Source organism: Mucilaginibacter sp. UR6-1 (assembly GCF_020880975.1).
In the GTDB taxonomy this organism is placed as follows: Bacteria; Bacteroidota; Bacteroidia; order Sphingobacteriales; family Sphingobacteriaceae; genus Mucilaginibacter.
Genome location: NZ_JAJIWP010000003.1, coordinates 179,930 through 195,546, shown reverse-complemented (window position 1 = coordinate 195,546; position 15,617 = coordinate 179,930). Strand labels below are relative to the sequence as shown.

At 43.9% G+C, this 15,617-nt stretch carries 18 protein-coding genes; 9 read left to right on the top strand and 9 right to left on the bottom strand.

The genetic code is table 11. From position 1 onward, the window contains the following. Positions 1-32: 32 nt before the first annotated feature. Together dcd and LJ707_RS11270 are read right to left on the bottom strand one after the other, a co-directional pair. Complete coding sequence (gene dcd / locus LJ707_RS11275; protein WP_228950966.1) at positions 33-569, bottom strand: dCTP deaminase; 537 nt, start codon at positions 567-569, stop codon at positions 33-35. A 74-nt stretch (positions 570-643) separates the two neighbouring features. Next, the gene (locus tag LJ707_RS11270) at positions 644-796 is read right to left on the bottom strand and encodes a hypothetical protein (protein WP_228950964.1); all 153 of its coding nucleotides are present in this window, start codon (positions 794-796) and stop codon (positions 644-646) included. 148 nt (positions 797-944) lie between these two features. On the opposite strand from LJ707_RS11270, the gene LJ707_RS11265 reads away from it, so the two are divergent. From LJ707_RS11265 to LJ707_RS11250, 4 genes are all read left to right on the top strand, one after another. Next, positions 945-1,598 carry a 4'-phosphopantetheinyl transferase superfamily protein gene (locus LJ707_RS11265; RefSeq protein ID WP_228950962.1) on the top strand — a complete coding sequence of 218 codons (654 nt, stop codon included), beginning with the start codon at positions 945-947 and terminating at the stop codon, positions 1,596-1,598. Further along, entirely contained in the window at positions 1,588-2,310 is a 723-nt protein-coding gene (gene lipB / locus LJ707_RS11260; protein ID WP_228950960.1) for a lipoyl(octanoyl) transferase LipB, read from the top strand. The genes LJ707_RS11265 and lipB overlap by 11 nt, the downstream gene beginning before the upstream one ends. Beyond that, the gene (locus tag LJ707_RS11255; RefSeq protein WP_228950958.1) at positions 2,307-3,026 is read left to right on the top strand and encodes an SGNH/GDSL hydrolase family protein; all 720 of its coding nucleotides are present in this window, start codon (positions 2,307-2,309) and stop codon (positions 3,024-3,026) included. Before lipB ends, LJ707_RS11255 begins: the two co-directional genes overlap by 4 nt. A 77-nt stretch (positions 3,027-3,103) precedes the next feature. Further along, positions 3,104-3,487, top strand: a complete 384-nt coding sequence (locus tag LJ707_RS11250; RefSeq protein ID WP_228950955.1) for a response regulator transcription factor — start codon at positions 3,104-3,106, stop codon at positions 3,485-3,487. Position 3,488: 1 nt separating this feature from the next. Here the strand turns inward: LJ707_RS11250 and LJ707_RS11245 are convergent, their stop codons facing one another. The 5 genes from LJ707_RS11245 to gltX all read right to left on the bottom strand — a co-directional run bounded on the left by LJ707_RS11245 (position 3,489) and on the right by gltX (position 10,006). Then, complete coding sequence (locus LJ707_RS11245; protein WP_228950953.1) at positions 3,489-4,475, bottom strand: glycosyltransferase family protein; 987 nt, start codon at positions 4,473-4,475, stop codon at positions 3,489-3,491. A 44-nt stretch (positions 4,476-4,519) separates the two neighbouring features. Then, complete coding sequence (locus tag LJ707_RS11240) at positions 4,520-5,374, bottom strand: UDP-2,3-diacylglucosamine diphosphatase (RefSeq protein ID WP_228950951.1); 855 nt, start codon at positions 5,372-5,374, stop codon at positions 4,520-4,522. Between the two features lie 624 nt (positions 5,375-5,998). Beyond that, the gene (locus tag LJ707_RS11235) at positions 5,999-7,516 is read right to left on the bottom strand and encodes a GH3 auxin-responsive promoter family protein (RefSeq protein WP_228950944.1); all 1,518 of its coding nucleotides are present in this window, start codon (positions 7,514-7,516) and stop codon (positions 5,999-6,001) included. A 16-nt stretch (positions 7,517-7,532) separates the two neighbouring features. Then, a complete protein-coding gene (gene lptB, locus LJ707_RS11230; protein ID WP_228950942.1) occupies positions 7,533-8,273 on the bottom strand; it encodes an LPS export ABC transporter ATP-binding protein in 741 nt (246 codons plus the stop codon). A gap of 212 nt (positions 8,274-8,485) precedes the next feature. Further along, a complete protein-coding gene (gene gltX, locus LJ707_RS11225; protein WP_228950940.1) occupies positions 8,486-10,006 on the bottom strand; it encodes a glutamate--tRNA ligase in 1,521 nt (506 codons plus the stop codon). A gap of 153 nt (positions 10,007-10,159) precedes the next feature. Between gltX and LJ707_RS11220 the strand changes: the two genes are divergently transcribed. Both LJ707_RS11220 and LJ707_RS11215 read left to right on the top strand, forming a co-directional pair. Beyond that, the gene (locus LJ707_RS11220) at positions 10,160-11,368 is read left to right on the top strand and encodes a HAMP domain-containing sensor histidine kinase (protein ID WP_228950938.1); all 1,209 of its coding nucleotides are present in this window, start codon (positions 10,160-10,162) and stop codon (positions 11,366-11,368) included. Continuing rightward, positions 11,346-11,864 (top strand): DinB family protein, encoded by a 519-nt coding sequence (locus LJ707_RS11215; protein ID WP_228950931.1) that lies wholly within the window; start codon positions 11,346-11,348, stop codon positions 11,862-11,864. The genes LJ707_RS11220 and LJ707_RS11215 overlap by 23 nt, the downstream gene beginning before the upstream one ends. Here the strand turns inward: LJ707_RS11215 and LJ707_RS11210 are convergent, their stop codons facing one another. Further along, positions 11,865-12,551: a hypothetical protein gene (locus LJ707_RS11210; protein ID WP_228950929.1), complete on the bottom strand. Its 687-nt coding sequence runs from the start codon at positions 12,549-12,551 to the stop codon at positions 11,865-11,867. Positions 12,552-12,671: 120 nt separating this feature from the next. Beyond that, positions 12,672-13,016 (bottom strand): LPXTG cell wall anchor domain-containing protein, encoded by a 345-nt coding sequence (locus tag LJ707_RS11205; protein WP_228950927.1) that lies wholly within the window; start codon positions 13,014-13,016, stop codon positions 12,672-12,674. A 337-nt stretch (positions 13,017-13,353) separates the two neighbouring features. Between LJ707_RS11205 and LJ707_RS11200 the strand changes: the two genes are divergently transcribed. The 3 genes from LJ707_RS11200 to LJ707_RS11190 all read left to right on the top strand — a co-directional run bounded on the left by LJ707_RS11200 (position 13,354) and on the right by LJ707_RS11190 (position 15,609). Next, positions 13,354-13,935, top strand: coding sequence for an RNA polymerase sigma factor (locus LJ707_RS11200; RefSeq protein WP_228950925.1), 582 nt, complete (start codon positions 13,354-13,356; stop codon positions 13,933-13,935). Next, complete coding sequence (locus LJ707_RS11195; RefSeq protein WP_228950923.1) at positions 13,932-14,426, top strand: hypothetical protein; 495 nt, start codon at positions 13,932-13,934, stop codon at positions 14,424-14,426. Before LJ707_RS11200 ends, LJ707_RS11195 begins: the two co-directional genes overlap by 4 nt. Positions 14,427-14,751: 325 nt before the next feature. Continuing rightward, positions 14,752-15,609, top strand: coding sequence for a DUF2911 domain-containing protein (locus LJ707_RS11190; protein ID WP_228950921.1), 858 nt, complete (start codon positions 14,752-14,754; stop codon positions 15,607-15,609). Positions 15,610-15,617 lie beyond the last annotated feature (8 nt).

Below are 15,617 nucleotides of genomic sequence, written 5' to 3'. Positions count from 1 at the left end.
TCAAAATTGTTGCAATACTGAACTGATCCGGCTTAAAACTTGTTCTTCCACATCATACTCTCTACCGGGCGGGTAGTTGGGTTGTTGTACTTGGCGTTGCCTTTTGAGTTGTAAAAGGTTTCAATATCGCCCTCAACTACAAAGTAAATAAGTTGGCCAATAGGCATACCCGCGTATATTTTTACCGGCTGCGCGCATGATATTTCAAGCGTCCAGGTGTTGCAAAAACCTACGTCGCCTTTACCGGCGGTGGCATGTATATCAATACCCAACCGCCCCGTGCTTGATTTACCTTCCAGAAAAGGCACATGACGGTGTGTTTCGGTATATTCCATGGTTACGCCCAGGTACAGAGTATTGGGCTGCAACACAAAACCATCCTTGGGTATCTCAAAATAAGTGATCTCGTTATGTAATTTGGCATCCAGCACCCTGTCCTTGTAAGTAGCTAAATGCTTGCCCAGGTGTACATCGTACGAGTTGGTGCCCAGGCATTCGCGTTTAAAAGGCTCAATAATAATGTGGCCTTTATCAATTTCTTCGAGGATGCGCTTATCAGATAATATCATGACGAGGTATGTTACCCGGCTAAATTAAAACTAATTACCCAAACAGCAAACCCTTTAATACTAAAACCGGCCCTTTAGCGGGGCCTGGTAATATGCGCGTTAGCATGGGGCGACTGGCGGATGATTTTATCGCTCAGGGCAACATCATTATTAAGCTGCTGTTTGCAGCAGGCTTCGGTAGCGGCAAGTATCAGCAAAAACGATACGGCGGTATATATCTTTTTCATTGCTTTTTAATTGTGATAGTGTTCAATAGCTATGACGGAAGTTTGCCTGCCGATGTTACACCACCGGCATTATTTTTTAACGTTGATGCCCCTGTTAAATGATAATTATTTGATATAATTTTGCCTTTCAAATTGCACCTTTACATTTATGGCTATAGCGTACAGGCAACGTATTGATGATGACACAGAATTTGCCCTCTGGAAAATTGAGGAAGCGGCAGATGACCTGTACGTTAAGCTACAGTTAAAGGATGATGAAAAGGCCGTTTTTGACAGCCTTGGCAACAGCAAGCGCCACCTGCACTGGCTGGGCACACGCGTGCTGCTACGCACCATGTTAAGTACCGATGAGTATATTGACTGCAAGGTTGATGTGCACGGAAAACCATACCTGGTAAACCACCCCTACTACATATCATTCAGCCACTCGTTTGATTATGCTGCCGTTATGATAAGCCGCAGGTACCAGGTGGGTATTGATATTGAACAGGTAAAGCAAAAGGTGGAACGCATTGCCCACAAATTTATGCGCCCCGAAGAGCTTGATTTTATTAGCGAGCGCCGCAAAATTGAGGAGCTTTATGTTTGCTGGTGCGTTAAGGAGGCAGTATATAAATGCTACGGCCAAAAAACCGTATCATTTTTAGATAATATTTTATTGGAGCCCTTTAGCTTTGAAGGGCACGGCGTGGTTAACGCGGTGCTTGATAAGGGCAATGTTAAGATAGATTACAAGGTAGGCTATCAGCAATATGAGGATTATATGATAGGTTACGTTATACAGGACGGCAATGAAGAATAAGAAGGTTATTTTACAGGATTGGGGGCTGATTGATTATAAAAAGGCCTGGGACAGACAGGAAACTCTTTTTGCCGAAACCGTAAACCTTAAAATGGAGCTGCGTAACCGCATGGTAAGCGCAGGAGATAATTATGAGGAGAAAACACTCACCAACAATTACCTGGTGTTTTGCGAACATCCGCATGTATATACTTTGGGCAAAAGCGGCAAGCCTGAGCATTTATTATTAAATGAAGCTCAGCTTAAAGAAAAACAGGCCTCGTACTACCCTATTAACCGCGGCGGCGATATTACCTACCACGGGCCGGGGCAAATTGTAAGCTACCCGATACTTGACCTTGACAACTTTTTTACCGACATACACCTGTACCTGCGCACTCTTGAAGAGGCCGTTATACTTACCATGGCTGATTTTGGCCTGAAAGGCGAACGCTACCCGGGCTATACCGGCGTTTGGCTTGATGCAGATAACGAAAAGGCCCGCAAGATATGCGCCATGGGCGTACGCTGCAGCCGTTGGGTTACCATGCACGGCCTGGCATTTAACGTAAATACCGATCTGGATTATTTTAAAAATATAGTACCCTGCGGCATTGATGACAAAGCTGTTACCAGTATGCAGCACGAGCTTGGCGAACAAGTAGATATAAGTAAAGCTAAAGAAATCCTTAAACACCACATTTCCGTACTTTTTGGTATGGAGATGATATGAAGATAATTACCCTTGCTTTTACGTTGCTTAGCCTCACCGCGTGCGATAAGCGGCAAACCAATATGGAAACCCCGAATAACGTAACCACTCCGCCAGCAACTGATACCTTACGCAGCGGGCTTACCTACCTTGCCCTCGGCGACTCGTACACCATTGGCGAAGCTGTTGAAGCCGACAAAAACTTTCCGAACCAGTTAATTACCCGTATGCCGCAATACGGTTTGCAATTTAACAAGCCGCAAATTATTGCACGTACCGGCTGGACGACGGATGAACTTATACAAGCTATAGATCAGCAAAAACCTACAGGTACGTTTAATCTGGTAACTTTACTCATCGGGGTTAATAACCAGTACAGGGGATATAATATTGACACCTATCGTACTGAATTTAAAAAATTACTCAACACCGCCCTTAATTATGCCGGTAATAATAAGGCGCATGTTTTTGTATTGTCGATACCTGATTACAGCGTAACGCCTTTCGCCCAAAATTCCGACAGGGAAAAGATAGCCCGCGAGATTGACCAGTATAATGCCATCAACAAAGCGGAAACCGAAAATATGGGTATCGCTTATATTGATATTACCCCCATATCGCGCCAGGCAACTGCAAAACCGGAGCTAATAGCCAATGATGGGTTGCACCCTTCGGCACTGATGTATAAGGCATGGATAGACCTATTTGCAGGTACCGTAGCTACCCTGTATAAATAAAATAAAACCTTACAAAATTTCTACAAAAACAATATTTTTAATTATAAATAAAGTTTATATCTTTGCCGCCCCTAATTATGGCAACTAAAATATTGGTCATTGAAGATGACAAGGATATTCTGGACGTGCTGGAGTACGTACTGGAAGATGCAGGCTATGAGGTTATTACCGGTAGTGATAGCTCAATGCTGGCTTACGCCGATCAGCTTAAACCTGACGTGGTATTGATTGACGAATGGCTTGGAGCCGAGCGAGGCAGCCATTACTGCAAAACCATGAAATCAAGCATCGCGATGCGCAATATACCTGTGGTACTAATGTCTGCCGCTATGGATATTGAGCATATTGCTAACGAATGCGGAGCTGATGCCTATATCAAAAAGCCTTTTGATATTAATTATGTGATCTTTATTGTAAGCAGCCTTTTGGGTGATAAGGCAACAAAAACCATGTCTGCCTGAGTTAGCGGGCATATTGCTTAACCATACCGGCAACTATCCGCGCGGTTTCATCCGGAAAGTTAACCTGCACCACCTTGCCGTGGTTTACCCATTCGCTTAAAGCACCGGTAAATTGCTGATCAATAGCATTTACTACCGGTACGCCCATTTTTGAGGCTGCCAGCGCATTGCATTGCTGCTCAAACTGCCCGCGCATGGGTATCATCATCACCTTTTTTTGCAGGTATAACGCTTCGGCAGGCCCCTCGAAACCACCACCGGTGAGCAACCCCTCGCAGGTGGCAAGGCTTTTATTGAACGCCTCATTATTTACCGGGAAAATCTGCACGTTACCTTCACGCAGCGGTTGCTTTTGCCGTTTTGAGAACACATGCCATTCCACATCCTTTACCTGGCTCAGGTATTTAAGCAGGGTTTTATCCTGGTAAGCAGGCAGGTATACCGAGTAATGCCCCAGGTTACTTGTTTCCATTGCCCTTATTTCACTGCGGATAACCGGGGTATGTATAAAATCGGCATATCGCTCAAAGTGAAAACCTATGTGGTGTGTAGTAGGCGAGTAATATTTAAATAGCCATTCGGCATAGTTCCATTTCGGTGGCCGTGGTGTGTTTTGAGAGATAAATGAACATTGATGGCTCAATGATACCGATGGCAACTTTTGCACCTTGCAGGCCCAGGCGCTTACCGGTTCAAAATCGTTCACTATCAAATCGTATTCATTAAGTGGCAACCGGTGTATATCTTTCCATAGCTGTTTCAAATTCATGGTTTTAAAGGTGGCCCATTTATCAACCCCGCCCTTTTTACCAAAAATAAAACTGAAACCATGAAAACGGTATTTCAGTGGTTGCGACAGGCTCACCTCGGCCTCGGTGCCGCTCACCAGCAAATCAACTTCGCCATGTTGCTGTAAAAGAGGAACTATTTCCCGCGCACGGCTAATGTGCCCGTTGCCTGTTCCCTGTATCGCATAAAGTATCTTCATATTAATGCCGGGCTCAAGGTAACAAACAAATTGGTGCTTAGCAATTACTGTTGCTCTTGTCTGAATTTTTCTAACAATACATTCACATCCAGCCGTTGCGAAAGATCCTCATTGTCAGTTTCATCATCGGTTGTAAGCTCATCGGTAAAATCTTCAGGTTTGTATCTGAAAATTTTCCATTCACCCTGGCTGTACTCCAGCGCGGTAAGGCTCTCCACCCAATCGCCCGAGTTAAGATACAATACTGAGCCCGTTCCCTCGGTTGAATTGATGCGCCTGATCTCGGCATGGTGTATATGGCCGCATATCACGTAATCGTATTTTTTATCAACGGCAAGGTCGGCCGCGGTTTGCTCAAAGTGGTTAATGAATTTTACGGCGTCCTTAAACTTAGCCTTTACCTTTTGCGAAAAGCTCATTTTTGGCCTGCCTATCAGTTTCAGAAACCAGTTGGTAAGGCTATTAAGCAAAATAAGTGAATCATACCCTATAGCGCCCAGTTTGGCCAGCCATTTGGAGTGCTGCATGGTAACGTCAAACACGTCGCCATGAAAAATCCAGGCTTTTTTGCCATCCACATCAAGCACTATTTTATTGAGAAGTTGAAACGCGCCCAAATCAAAATCGGCAAACTTACGCAGCATTTCATCATGGTTGCCGGTAAGGTAATATACGGGCACGCCTTCGGTAACAAATTTTAGTATACGGCGTACCACCTTCATATGCGCCTCGGGCCAGTACGATTTACTGAACTGCCAGATATCAATAATATCGCCATTCAATACCAGCGCCCTGGGCTTGATACTTTTTAAGTATTTAAGTAATTCCTTAGCATGGCAGCCATAGGTACCCAGGTGCACATCAGATATTACCGCTATATCAACTTCGCGTTTTGCCATTGATCAAACTCGGGAGAAAAATTTTTATGCCGGTATATGCTTATACGCCGGCCTTTCAGAAAAAGATATAACGTTCACTCGTTATCCTCATCCTCATTAACACTTAACTCGTACGGACTGAGATAAAAGATACCGGTAAGCCCCAGCAACGCTATCACAATCAGGTAAGCAATTTCAAAATTCATGGTAAATAAATTTTTACAAATATCAGCAAATCAATATTATCTGATTATTAAGACTGCGTTAAAGCAAATAAGTTAATCGTAATTTCAGATTTATTTTATCCACATATTGAGGTTATTAACAGTTAGAAACCCGCATTAACCAATACAATTTTTCACCACGTCATTGCGAGGTACGAAGCAATCTCTTATTAGCGAATAAGTGTTGGACTGTTTTAAAGATTGCTTCGTACCTCGCAATGACGTGTTTTTAACTCCATCTCCTGTAGGTGAGGCCCGGGAGTAAGGCGACGGATTTCTCCTCGTACCTCGTTCGAAATGACAATTAGCCCTACGTAGGTGAGGGCCGGGTGTGAGGTTAGCAATGCGACGGATTTCTCTTCATTTGAAATGACAAATTAGTCCTACCCACTCTCCTTCAGGTGAGGGCCGGGGTGAGGAGTTATGCCGGTTCCAGCATCCGTAAAATAGCATCAACATACTGGCGGTCATTAGCCAGGCGGGGTACTTTATTTTGGCCGCCAAGTTTGCCTTTCCCTTTAAGCCAGTTAAAGAAAGTGCCTTCGGCTACGCGGCGCACTATCGGGCGGCGCAGGGCCATATCCTTAAATCGCTTGGCATCATAATCGGAGTTGATCTGCCGCAGGGTTTCGTCCAGTATATCTACAAAACGCTCAAACTCGGCCGGAGCTTTAACAAACTCAATCAGCCACTCATGCGCACCGCTTTGCTTACCATCAAAATAAACCGGGGCGGCGGTATAATCGCGTATAATAGCACCGGTGCTTTTACAGGCTTCTTCAAGCGCGCGCTCGGCATTATCAATAATCACCTCTTCGCCAAAGGTATTGATGTAATGTTTCGTACGTCCTGATATTTGAATACGGTAGGGTGCCAAACTGGTAAACTTAACGGTATCGCCTATCATGTACCGCCAAAGCCCGGCATTGGTAGTAATAATCAGCGCGTAGTTTTTACCGATCTCTACCTCATCAAGTGTAAGCGTCTGCGGGTTATCATCGTGCATATGCTCTACGGGCAAAAACTCGTAAAAAATACCATAATCAAGCATCAGCAGCATATCATCATGCTCTACCCTGTCCTGTATACCAAAATAACCTTCGGAGGCATTGTAGTTTTCCAGGTAGTACATCTTATCGGTAGGGATCAGCTTTTTGAACTGTTCCCGATACGGCGTAAAACTCACCCCGCCATGAAAGCAGAATTCAAGATTAGGCCATATCTCAAGCATGTTATCCTTACCTGTGATCTCGAGGATGCGGTTAAACAGTACAATATTCCAGGTAGGTACACCGCCGATTCCGGTAACGTTTACATCGAGCGTGGTTTTGGCTATCTTCTCTATTTTTTCCTCAAAATTATCCAGCAGCGCAATATCCAGATTAGGGGTACGGCCAAACTCGGCCCAAAAGGGCAGATTTTTCATAATAACAGCCGAAAGATCACCAAATGAAGTTTCGGGACTGAACTGGCTTACCTGCTGGCTGCCACCAATGGTGAGCGATTTACCGCTAAACAATTTAGCGTCAGGCCGATTGTTATAGTAGATGGTCAACGCATCCTTACCGCCCTTAAAATGGCATTCGTCTAAAGCTTCTTCACTTACGGGGATAAACTTGCTCCTGTCGCTGGTGGTACCTGATGATTTGGCGAACCACCGTACTTCTGACTGCCACAATACATTTTGCTCTCCTTTGAGCATTCGCTCGATGTATGGCTTCAGGCTGTCGTACGTTTGGATGGGTACGCGCTCGCGGTAATCGTTAAGGTTTTCAATGGATTTATAATGATGCTTTTTACCCCACTCGGTATTTTCGGCACCCATTATCAGGTTTTCAAACCACTCCTCCTGCACTTCATTGGGGTATTTCATAAAAAGCTCTATCTGGTGGATACGCTTTTTCATGAACCAGGAGATCACAGAATTAAAAATGGACATGCTTGTCTATCTTAGGTTAAATGGCAAAACTCTTGCGCTTAAGCACAAAGTTCGCACCAAGATACACTTTTCTTACCATTTCATTTTCAGCTAAAACTTCGGGTACGCCCGACTCCAGGATTTTTCCTTCAAACAGCAAATAGGCCCTGTCTGTAATGGATAATGTTTCCTGCACGTTGTGGTCAGTGATCAGGATACCGATGTTGCGGTGTTTCAGTTTATATACCATCGCCTGAATTTCCTCAACCGCTATAGGGTCAACACCGGCAAAAGGTTCATCCAGCAATATAAAGTTAGGTTCAGCAGCAAGCGCGCGCGCAATTTCGGTACGGCGGCGCTCTCCGCCGGATAGCAGGTCGCCACGGTTTTTGCGTACTTTATGCAAGCTAAACTCATCAATTAATTCTTCCAGCTTATCGCGTTGCTGCTCCTTGGTCATTTTGCCCATTTCGAGCACAGCCTTGATATTATCTTCTACAGAAAGTTTACGGAACACCGATGCTTCCTGTGCCAGGTAACCAATACCTTTTTGCGCACGGCGATACATCGGGTCGCCGGTTATTTCCTGGTCGTCAAGGATAATACGGCCTTCGTTAGGCTTTATCAAACCCACTATCATGTAAAAAGAGGTAGTTTTACCGGCACCATTAGGCCCCAGCAAACCCACAATTTCACCCTGCGCTACATTGAACGATACATCATTAACAACGGTACGCTGCTTATATTTCTTTATTAAATGCTCTGCCTGCAGGATCATAGTGGATGGATAAATTCTAAATGCTAATATCTAAGCTTTTAAACTCTAAAATACTAAAACCTAAACTCTAATTTAGAGCTAAGCTATAAATTAGAAAGCTTTAAAAATCTTAATGTTAATACCTAACTCTAAACAAGGCTAATTTATTGCAGTTTGATTTTTATATTGACTTTATAAAGCCCTCCCCTCCGGGGAGGGTTGGGAGGGGTTTTTTACGCCGTAAACGCCTCCAAAGCCTTCTCAATCCTCACCACCGTTTCATCCCGGCCAAGCATCTCGGCAATATCAAAAACATGCGGACCGAATTTGCCACCTACCAGCATAATACGGAAAGGCAGCATTACATCGCCTATCTTAAAACCCTTTTCGTTGGTAAATTCTTTAAACTGAGCTTCCAGATCAGTTGCCTGCCAAGCATCAGCAGTGGTATATTTAGCCTTTAGCTCCTTAAAAAAATCGGTTTTAGCATCTGTCCATTTTGGTTTAACGGCGTTGAGGTCATATTCCGCAGGTTGCTCAAAAAAGTAAGCGCCCTGGGCGTAGAAATCCGTCAGCAATACACAACGGTCTTTAACCAGCTCGATAACTTTCAGCAATTTGGCATCATCACTAACAGTGATGCCTTTATCAGCAAATACCGCTTTAACTTTTTGCTTTAAGCTTTCTGCATCAAGCTTTTTTATCCACTCGGCATTAAACCACTTGGCTTTCTCAAAATCAAACTTGGCTCCGGCCTTGCTCACACGCTCCATGCTGAATTTTTCAACCAGTTCATCCAGCGAAAATACTTCCTGGTCGGTACCATCATTCCAGCCCAGCATAGCCAGCAGGTTCAGGAAAGCCTCGGGCAAAAAGCCCAGTTCACGGAAACCCGGGGTAAGCTCGCCTGTTTTTTGATCCTCCCAATTCATTGCATAAACCGGGAAACCTAAACGTGCGCCATCGCGCTTGCTCAGCTTGCCGTGGCCATCAGGTTTTAATATCAAAGGCAAATGCGCCCATTGCGGCATACTATCCTTCCAGCCCAGGTATTCCCATAGTAAAAGGTGTACCGGCGCTGATGGCAGCCACTCCTCGCCACGCAGGGCGTGGGTTATCTTCATCAGGTAATCATCAACTACTACAGCCAGGTGGTATGTTGGCATACCATCGGCCTTTAACAATACCTTATCATCAACCTGGTTGGTTTCAAAACTAACGTAGCCGCGTATCATATCCTTAAAACTGATGCTGTCATCCTCAGGCATTTTTATGCGGATAACGTGCGGCGTACCATCATGTAATAACTTCTCTACCTCGTGTAAAGGTAAGGTAAGCGAGTTACGCATATCATAACGGTGGCCATGCCCGTATTGAAAATTAGGCACATCCTCACGCTTTTTAGCCAGCTCTTCGGGGGTATCAAAGGCATAGTAAGCATGGCCTTCGGCTACCAGCTTCTCGGCATACTCACGGTACAGCGGTTTGCGCTCACTTTGGCGGTACGGCGCGTACGGGCCACCTACTACCGGACTTTCGTCGGGCGTTAGGCCGCACCATTCCATGCAATCCAATATATATTGTTCGGCACCTTCAACATAGCGGCTTTGGTCGGTATCCTCAATACGTAAAATAAAATCGCCGCCATGTTTTTTGGCGAACAGATAATTGAACAATACGGTACGTACACCGCCTAAATGTAAACCGCCCGTTGGGCTGGGCGCAAATCTTACTCTTACTTTGTTGTCAGCCATGATGCCGCAAAGATAATTTTAATGAGCGATTAAGCGAACAGTTGATGCACAGCCATGTTTATTATGGCGGTATACTGACTTGCCGCAAACCTGCCGGTACCAAAATATACGCTTTTACGTTTCAACCCAATTGTGTACTTTGTGCACCTTAATATGAATCCGTACCAACAAAAACGCCGCTGGAAATACCTGTTACTTGCCTTTGCCGTGGTGATAGCCAGCGGATCATTATTATACACCAACTACCTGGTTAAAAACATTGCCCAAAGCGAGCGCACCCGCGCGCAGGTATGGGCGTTAAGCATGCGCCAGATATTTTTGAGCGATGATAACGATTTTTTGAATTACGTTTTTGCCGTGCGCGACAGCCTTACCGTACCGGCACTGGTAGTTGATGATAAGGGCGAATTTAAATACAAAAAAGGGCTGGACAGCACCAAAACCTTTATTAAGCTTGAAGCTGAGGAAAACAAGAACATTCAATACGATACCACCTACTTCAGGCAGGAACTGAACTACATGAAGGAGCAGCATGAACCGATAAGGCTCGAGGTATTCGGCTCGCAGTGGCTGGTTTATTATAAGGATTCGGCCTTGCTCACGCAGCTTAAATATTTCCCATATGTGCAGCTATCGGTGATAGCCATATTTTTGCTGACGGCGTATACGGCATTCAGCTCATCCCGAAAGTCAGAACAAAACCAGGTTTGGGTAGGCCTTGCTAAGGAAACCGCCCACCAACTGGGTACGCCCATATCATCGCTCATGGCGTGGATAGAGCTGATCAAGGATAAATTCAACGCCGAAAACGACCAGTTAATTGCCGAGATGGAGAATGATGTTAAGCGGCTGGAAATTGTGGCCGACAGATTCTCCAAAATAGGTTCGCGCCCGATACTGGAAGAACATGTGGTATTTGATGTGGTTAAGGATTTTACGGACTACTTCAGGGTGCGGGTAAGCGACCGTATTACCTTTAATATGAGCGGTAATAGCGATGTTAAGGCCGGCCTGAACATCCCGCTGTTTGACTGGGTGCTGGAAAACCTGTTGAAAAACGCCGTTAACGCCATTGCCGACAGGGGCACCATCAGTATTGAGATAAGCGAAAGCAAAAAGCAGGTGTTTATTGATGTTACCGATACCGGTAAGGGCATACCCCGCTCAAAGTTCGATACTGTTTTTCAACCCGGATATACTACCCGCAAACGCGGTTGGGGTTTAGGCCTTTCGCTCACCAAACGCATGGTAGAGAATTACCATAACGGGCACATCTATGTAAAGGATTCGGAAGTAGGTAAGGGCACAACTTTCAGAATAGTTTTAAAAGCCATAAAAAATGATCAGCAAACCACAGCCTGACGAGTACGCCCCTCAACCGGGCGGCTATATCAACCTTATTAACAATAATGAAGATGTGCTGGAAATATTGCAGGCACAAACAGATATTATACAACACCTGTTTTATAAACTCAGTAACGAGCAGGCCATGTATGCCTATGCCGAAGGTAAATGGACGTTGAAGCAAGTGCTTGGCCATTTAACCGATACCGACCGTGTATTTAGCTTCAGGGCGTTTTGCTTTGCGCGCGGGCAGGCCGAGCTACCGGGCTTTGACCAGGATGTATACGTAAACAACGCAGGATTTAACTCGCGCAGCATCCAGGAATTAACTGATGAATTTATAGCTGTACGCAAGGCCACCCTCTGTTTTTTCCGTTCGGTTACTGATGAGCAGCAAACACGCCGTGGCATAGCCAGCGGCCACCCTATAACAGTACGTGCCCTGGCTTATGCAGCGGCAGGGCACGTAAGATATCATTTAAACCTGCTCAGCGAGCGGTATGGTATACGTTAATTAATTATACCACTTAGTACGGCGTGTACTATTAGTGTCGTTATTATATTTTGATACCATTATAAATTCAGCATCAAGCGCCTGGCCTTTATAAGCCGCAGGTATCCAGCTTACTAAAAACTTATCGCTGTCATTATCAAGTTTAATAGCTTGCTTTTCGTAGTCACCCTTATCAGTTTTATAAGCAACCGTATATTTTGCTTTACCATCAGCTCCCACACGGGCATCTATCACTACCTCTATTTCGCCACCCGGCGCATTTAATATTTGAGGCACCTTGTTAAGTACAAGCGATGCCATATAATCTACCGAACACAAAGGCAGCGGGGCCGAAGCATTTTTTTTAGCCTCATCATTGCCCGATGATATTTTTACCTCTACGTTGTCAAGCTGTTTCTTATCATAATAAAGTATTTTTTTACTATCGTAGTTGTAGCGCAGGGCCAGCTTTTTATCGTTATCAAAAAAGTACCAGGTACCGGTACGCTCTCCGTTTTTATAAAAACCCTGTACTATGGCGCCATCGTCTTTGGTATTACGCACGGCGTACATGCCTTCTTTGGTTTTACCATCATCAGCTAAAGCAAAAACAGCCTGGGTATTGTATGTTATCGGGAGGGTTTTTTCTTTTTGCGCAAAAGCAACGCTGCTGCTAAGCAACAAGGCGGATAAGATCAGATTTTTCATTGATTTTTGAATTATTATATAAATATAACAAACCGCTCAATTAAATAACAACTAAAAGTTTAATTAAAAAAGCATACCCGGCTTAAATCAGGTATGCTTTAATAATAAGTTGCAGTGGTGTTACTCTTTATCCAATACTTCCTTTTTTTCGATGCGGTATGACAGGAACAAACCCAAACCGCCGAACATGAATATCAGGCCGAAGTAAATGGCTACATTTTCGTCTTCGTCACCAGTTAAAATGGTACGTGTTAACACACTTGCTAAAAACAGGCCTAAACCGGCACCTAATAAAAGCAAACCCCATTTTAAATTTTGGTACGGTGCTGATTGTGGTTTAACGTGGGGGTTCATGCCGCGCTCAATCATAGCCATGCGTTCGCGGTTGCGGAAATAGTAAATACCAAAAATTAAAGCAAACAATCCCAGTGTAATTAAAATCGGGATTAAAATTTTTCCGTCCATAACTAAGTTTTTATAAAGTTGATAATATTTTGTTTATTAATCACACCGTAATGGTGTATTTGCAAGCTATGACCACATCATTTTAAAAGAGGTTACACCTTATTTGAAAAAAAATTCTAAAACCTGAATACTAAATTCTATTCTGAATGCTATCTATCCGGAAATGTTAAATTAAACGTGTAATGCAATCTATCTGCAAACGCTGCAATTTTATAAGGTAAATAATATTTGCTTTTGAAGTGCTTGAACATTTATAGTGTTTATTGCAGGGAATTAACGAAATTTAAAAAATGCTGTAACCTGATTTGCTCAGCACGCGTCAGAGTAGTTGTTATACATGCAACACAAGCCAACAGATATCGAACTTATTGAGCAAAGCCTCACGGGTGATCAATCGGCCTATGCCGAACTGATCAGGCGGAACCAGCGTTTTGTATTTACCTTAGCCCTGCGTTTTACCAAAAACCGTGAGGATGCCGAAGAGGTAGCGCAGGATTGCTTTGTAAAGGCTTACCGCAATTTACAGGCATTTCAGGGGCAATCAAAGTTTAGTACCTGGCTGTATAGCATTGTGTATACTACAGCCATGACGCATCTGCGTAAAAAACGGATAGCTACTGACTCGATAGACGACGAGGGAACCTTTATACAGATAGAGAACAAACCCTCGGGCTATGATATGAATAATGTGGAGAACCGGTCACGGTCATACTACCTTAACCTGGCCATTGAGCAGCTTTTGCCTGATGATGCCGCCGTTATAACCCTGTTTTATAAAGGCGAACAATCATTAGATGAAATTGCACAGGCACTGAACATGGAGGCCAATACGGTTAAGGTTAAACTATTTAGGGCGAGGCAGCGTTTAAAAGAAAAGCTGGAGCGCCTGTTAAAACACGAAGCTAAGGAATTGATATGAACAGCATCGAAGAAAAACTCTGGAATTACATTGACGGTACCTGTACGCCTGCCGAGCAGGCCGCCATTGCCTTGCTTATAGAGCATGATGAGGTGTACCGCCGCAAATACGGGGAGCTACTGGCGCTGAATGCCGAGTTTACCAACATTGAACTTGATGAACCACCAATGGCGTTTACCTACAATGTATTGGAACAGATACGTGCCGAACAGGCCTTAAAACCGTTAAAGGCAAATATTGATAACCGCATTATAAAAGGTATAGCCGCGTTTTTTATTTTAACCATATCGGCACTGGTCATTTACTCCATATTGATGGTCAATTGGTCTGCCGGTAACATTGAATGGAAAATGCCGCAATTAAACTTACCCAAAGTATCAGGTTTATTAAGCAGCGGTGTAATAAAAGGATTTTTATTTTTTGATGTGGTATTAGGCTTGTACCTGTTTGACCACTTATTACGCCGCAAGAAAATTGCCAAAGCGGCATAATTACACACAGTGTACAAAAATACTGACACTTTGTGCAAATGGATACACACAACAATAGCAATAAACCCCAAATATCGGCCTCTGAATATATTTTAAAAGGCTTTAAACTTTGGTATAGTAATTGTAATACATTATATGAACTGGTAAACTTACCGGTTTAATTGTGATAAGGTTTAGGTTGAAAGTCCCCCGGAGCAAGTCTGGGGGGCTTTTTATTTTTATATCGGGGCCATCCCGATTAAACCTTCATCAACTTTTCATTTCTAATACATACCTTAGTTGGCAACTTTGCGTTAATCACAATATTATTTATTAACTCACCACCATGAAATTTTTATCAGCTTGTATAGCTACACTTGCACTAATTACGTGTTTTAACACCAGTTTACACGCACAGCAACAAGCCCCCCGTATACCCGAAGCAAGCTCCACACAAACCATTATTCAGGATTTTGGCCTCGGCAAAATAACCCTTACCTACTCGCGCCCTAATGTTAGGGATCGTAAAATATTTGGCGGCATACAGCCTTACGGCGATGTTTGGCGTACCGGCGCTAACTGGGCAACAACCATTACCTTTAGCGAAGAAACCATTGTTGAAGGCAACAAGATACCCCCGGGCACTTACTCGTTGTTTACCATACCCGGCGAAAAGGAATGGACTATAATACTGAACAAAACCGTTAAACAATGGGGCGCATATGATTATAACCAGGAGGATGACCTGCTACGCTTTAAAGTACCGGTTATAGCACTGAAAGAAAAACGTGAAACCTTTACCGTTGCCTTTGCCAATGTAACCACTAAAAATGCCGATCTGTACTTATTATGGGATTACACGGCCATAGCCATTAAAATGCAAACGAATGATAATGCACAGATACTTGCCAATATTGATCAGTTAATGAAAGCGCCCAAAAAGCCTTACTTTAATGCCATACAATATTATTACGAGAACGACCAGGACCTGAACAAAGCGCTTAAATGGGTATACGAGGCACAAAAGGCTGAGCCAAAAGCACCATGGTTCAAATTATGGGAATCGCGTGTACTGCTAAAACAAGGCAAAAAGGCCGAAGCCATCAAGGCCGCAAAGCAAGGCATAGCACTGGCAAAAAGCTCAAATGATGAGGAGTATGTACGTCTTAATCAGGGCGCTTTGGATCACGCCAATCAGCAATAACAGAAATC

Bases quoted from the DNA above. Each gene is read 5' to 3' on its own strand.
- dcd (WP_228950966.1), bottom strand. From the start codon at position 569: ATGATATTATCTGATAAGCGCATCCTCGAAGAAATTGATAAAGGCCAC.
- LJ707_RS11270 (WP_228950964.1), bottom strand. From the start codon at position 796: ATGAAAAAGATATATACCGCCGTATCGTTTTTGCTGATACTTGCCGCT.
- LJ707_RS11265 (WP_228950962.1), top strand. From the start codon at position 945: ATGGCTATAGCGTACAGGCAACGTATTGATGATGACACAGAATTTGCC.
- lipB (WP_228950960.1), top strand. From the start codon at position 1,588: ATGAAGAATAAGAAGGTTATTTTACAGGATTGGGGGCTGATTGATTAT.
- LJ707_RS11255 (WP_228950958.1), top strand. From the start codon at position 2,307: ATGAAGATAATTACCCTTGCTTTTACGTTGCTTAGCCTCACCGCGTGC.
- LJ707_RS11250 (WP_228950955.1), top strand. From the start codon at position 3,104: ATGGCAACTAAAATATTGGTCATTGAAGATGACAAGGATATTCTGGAC.
- LJ707_RS11245 (WP_228950953.1), bottom strand. From the start codon at position 4,475: ATGAAGATACTTTATGCGATACAGGGAACAGGCAACGGGCACATTAGC.
- LJ707_RS11240 (WP_228950951.1), bottom strand. From the start codon at position 5,374: ATGGCAAAACGCGAAGTTGATATAGCGGTAATATCTGATGTGCACCTG.
- LJ707_RS11235 (WP_228950944.1), bottom strand. From the start codon at position 7,516: ATGTCCATTTTTAATTCTGTGATCTCCTGGTTCATGAAAAAGCGTATC.
- lptB (WP_228950942.1), bottom strand. From the start codon at position 8,273: ATGATCCTGCAGGCAGAGCATTTAATAAAGAAATATAAGCAGCGTACC.
- gltX (WP_228950940.1), bottom strand. From the start codon at position 10,006: ATGGCTGACAACAAAGTAAGAGTAAGATTTGCGCCCAGCCCAACGGGC.
- LJ707_RS11220 (WP_228950938.1), top strand. From the start codon at position 10,160: ATGAATCCGTACCAACAAAAACGCCGCTGGAAATACCTGTTACTTGCC.
- LJ707_RS11215 (WP_228950931.1), top strand. From the start codon at position 11,346: ATGATCAGCAAACCACAGCCTGACGAGTACGCCCCTCAACCGGGCGGC.
- LJ707_RS11210 (WP_228950929.1), bottom strand. From the start codon at position 12,551: ATGAAAAATCTGATCTTATCCGCCTTGTTGCTTAGCAGCAGCGTTGCT.
- LJ707_RS11205 (WP_228950927.1), bottom strand. From the start codon at position 13,016: ATGGACGGAAAAATTTTAATCCCGATTTTAATTACACTGGGATTGTTT.
- LJ707_RS11200 (WP_228950925.1), top strand. From the start codon at position 13,354: ATGCAACACAAGCCAACAGATATCGAACTTATTGAGCAAAGCCTCACG.
- LJ707_RS11195 (WP_228950923.1), top strand. From the start codon at position 13,932: ATGAACAGCATCGAAGAAAAACTCTGGAATTACATTGACGGTACCTGT.
- LJ707_RS11190 (WP_228950921.1), top strand. From the start codon at position 14,752: ATGAAATTTTTATCAGCTTGTATAGCTACACTTGCACTAATTACGTGT.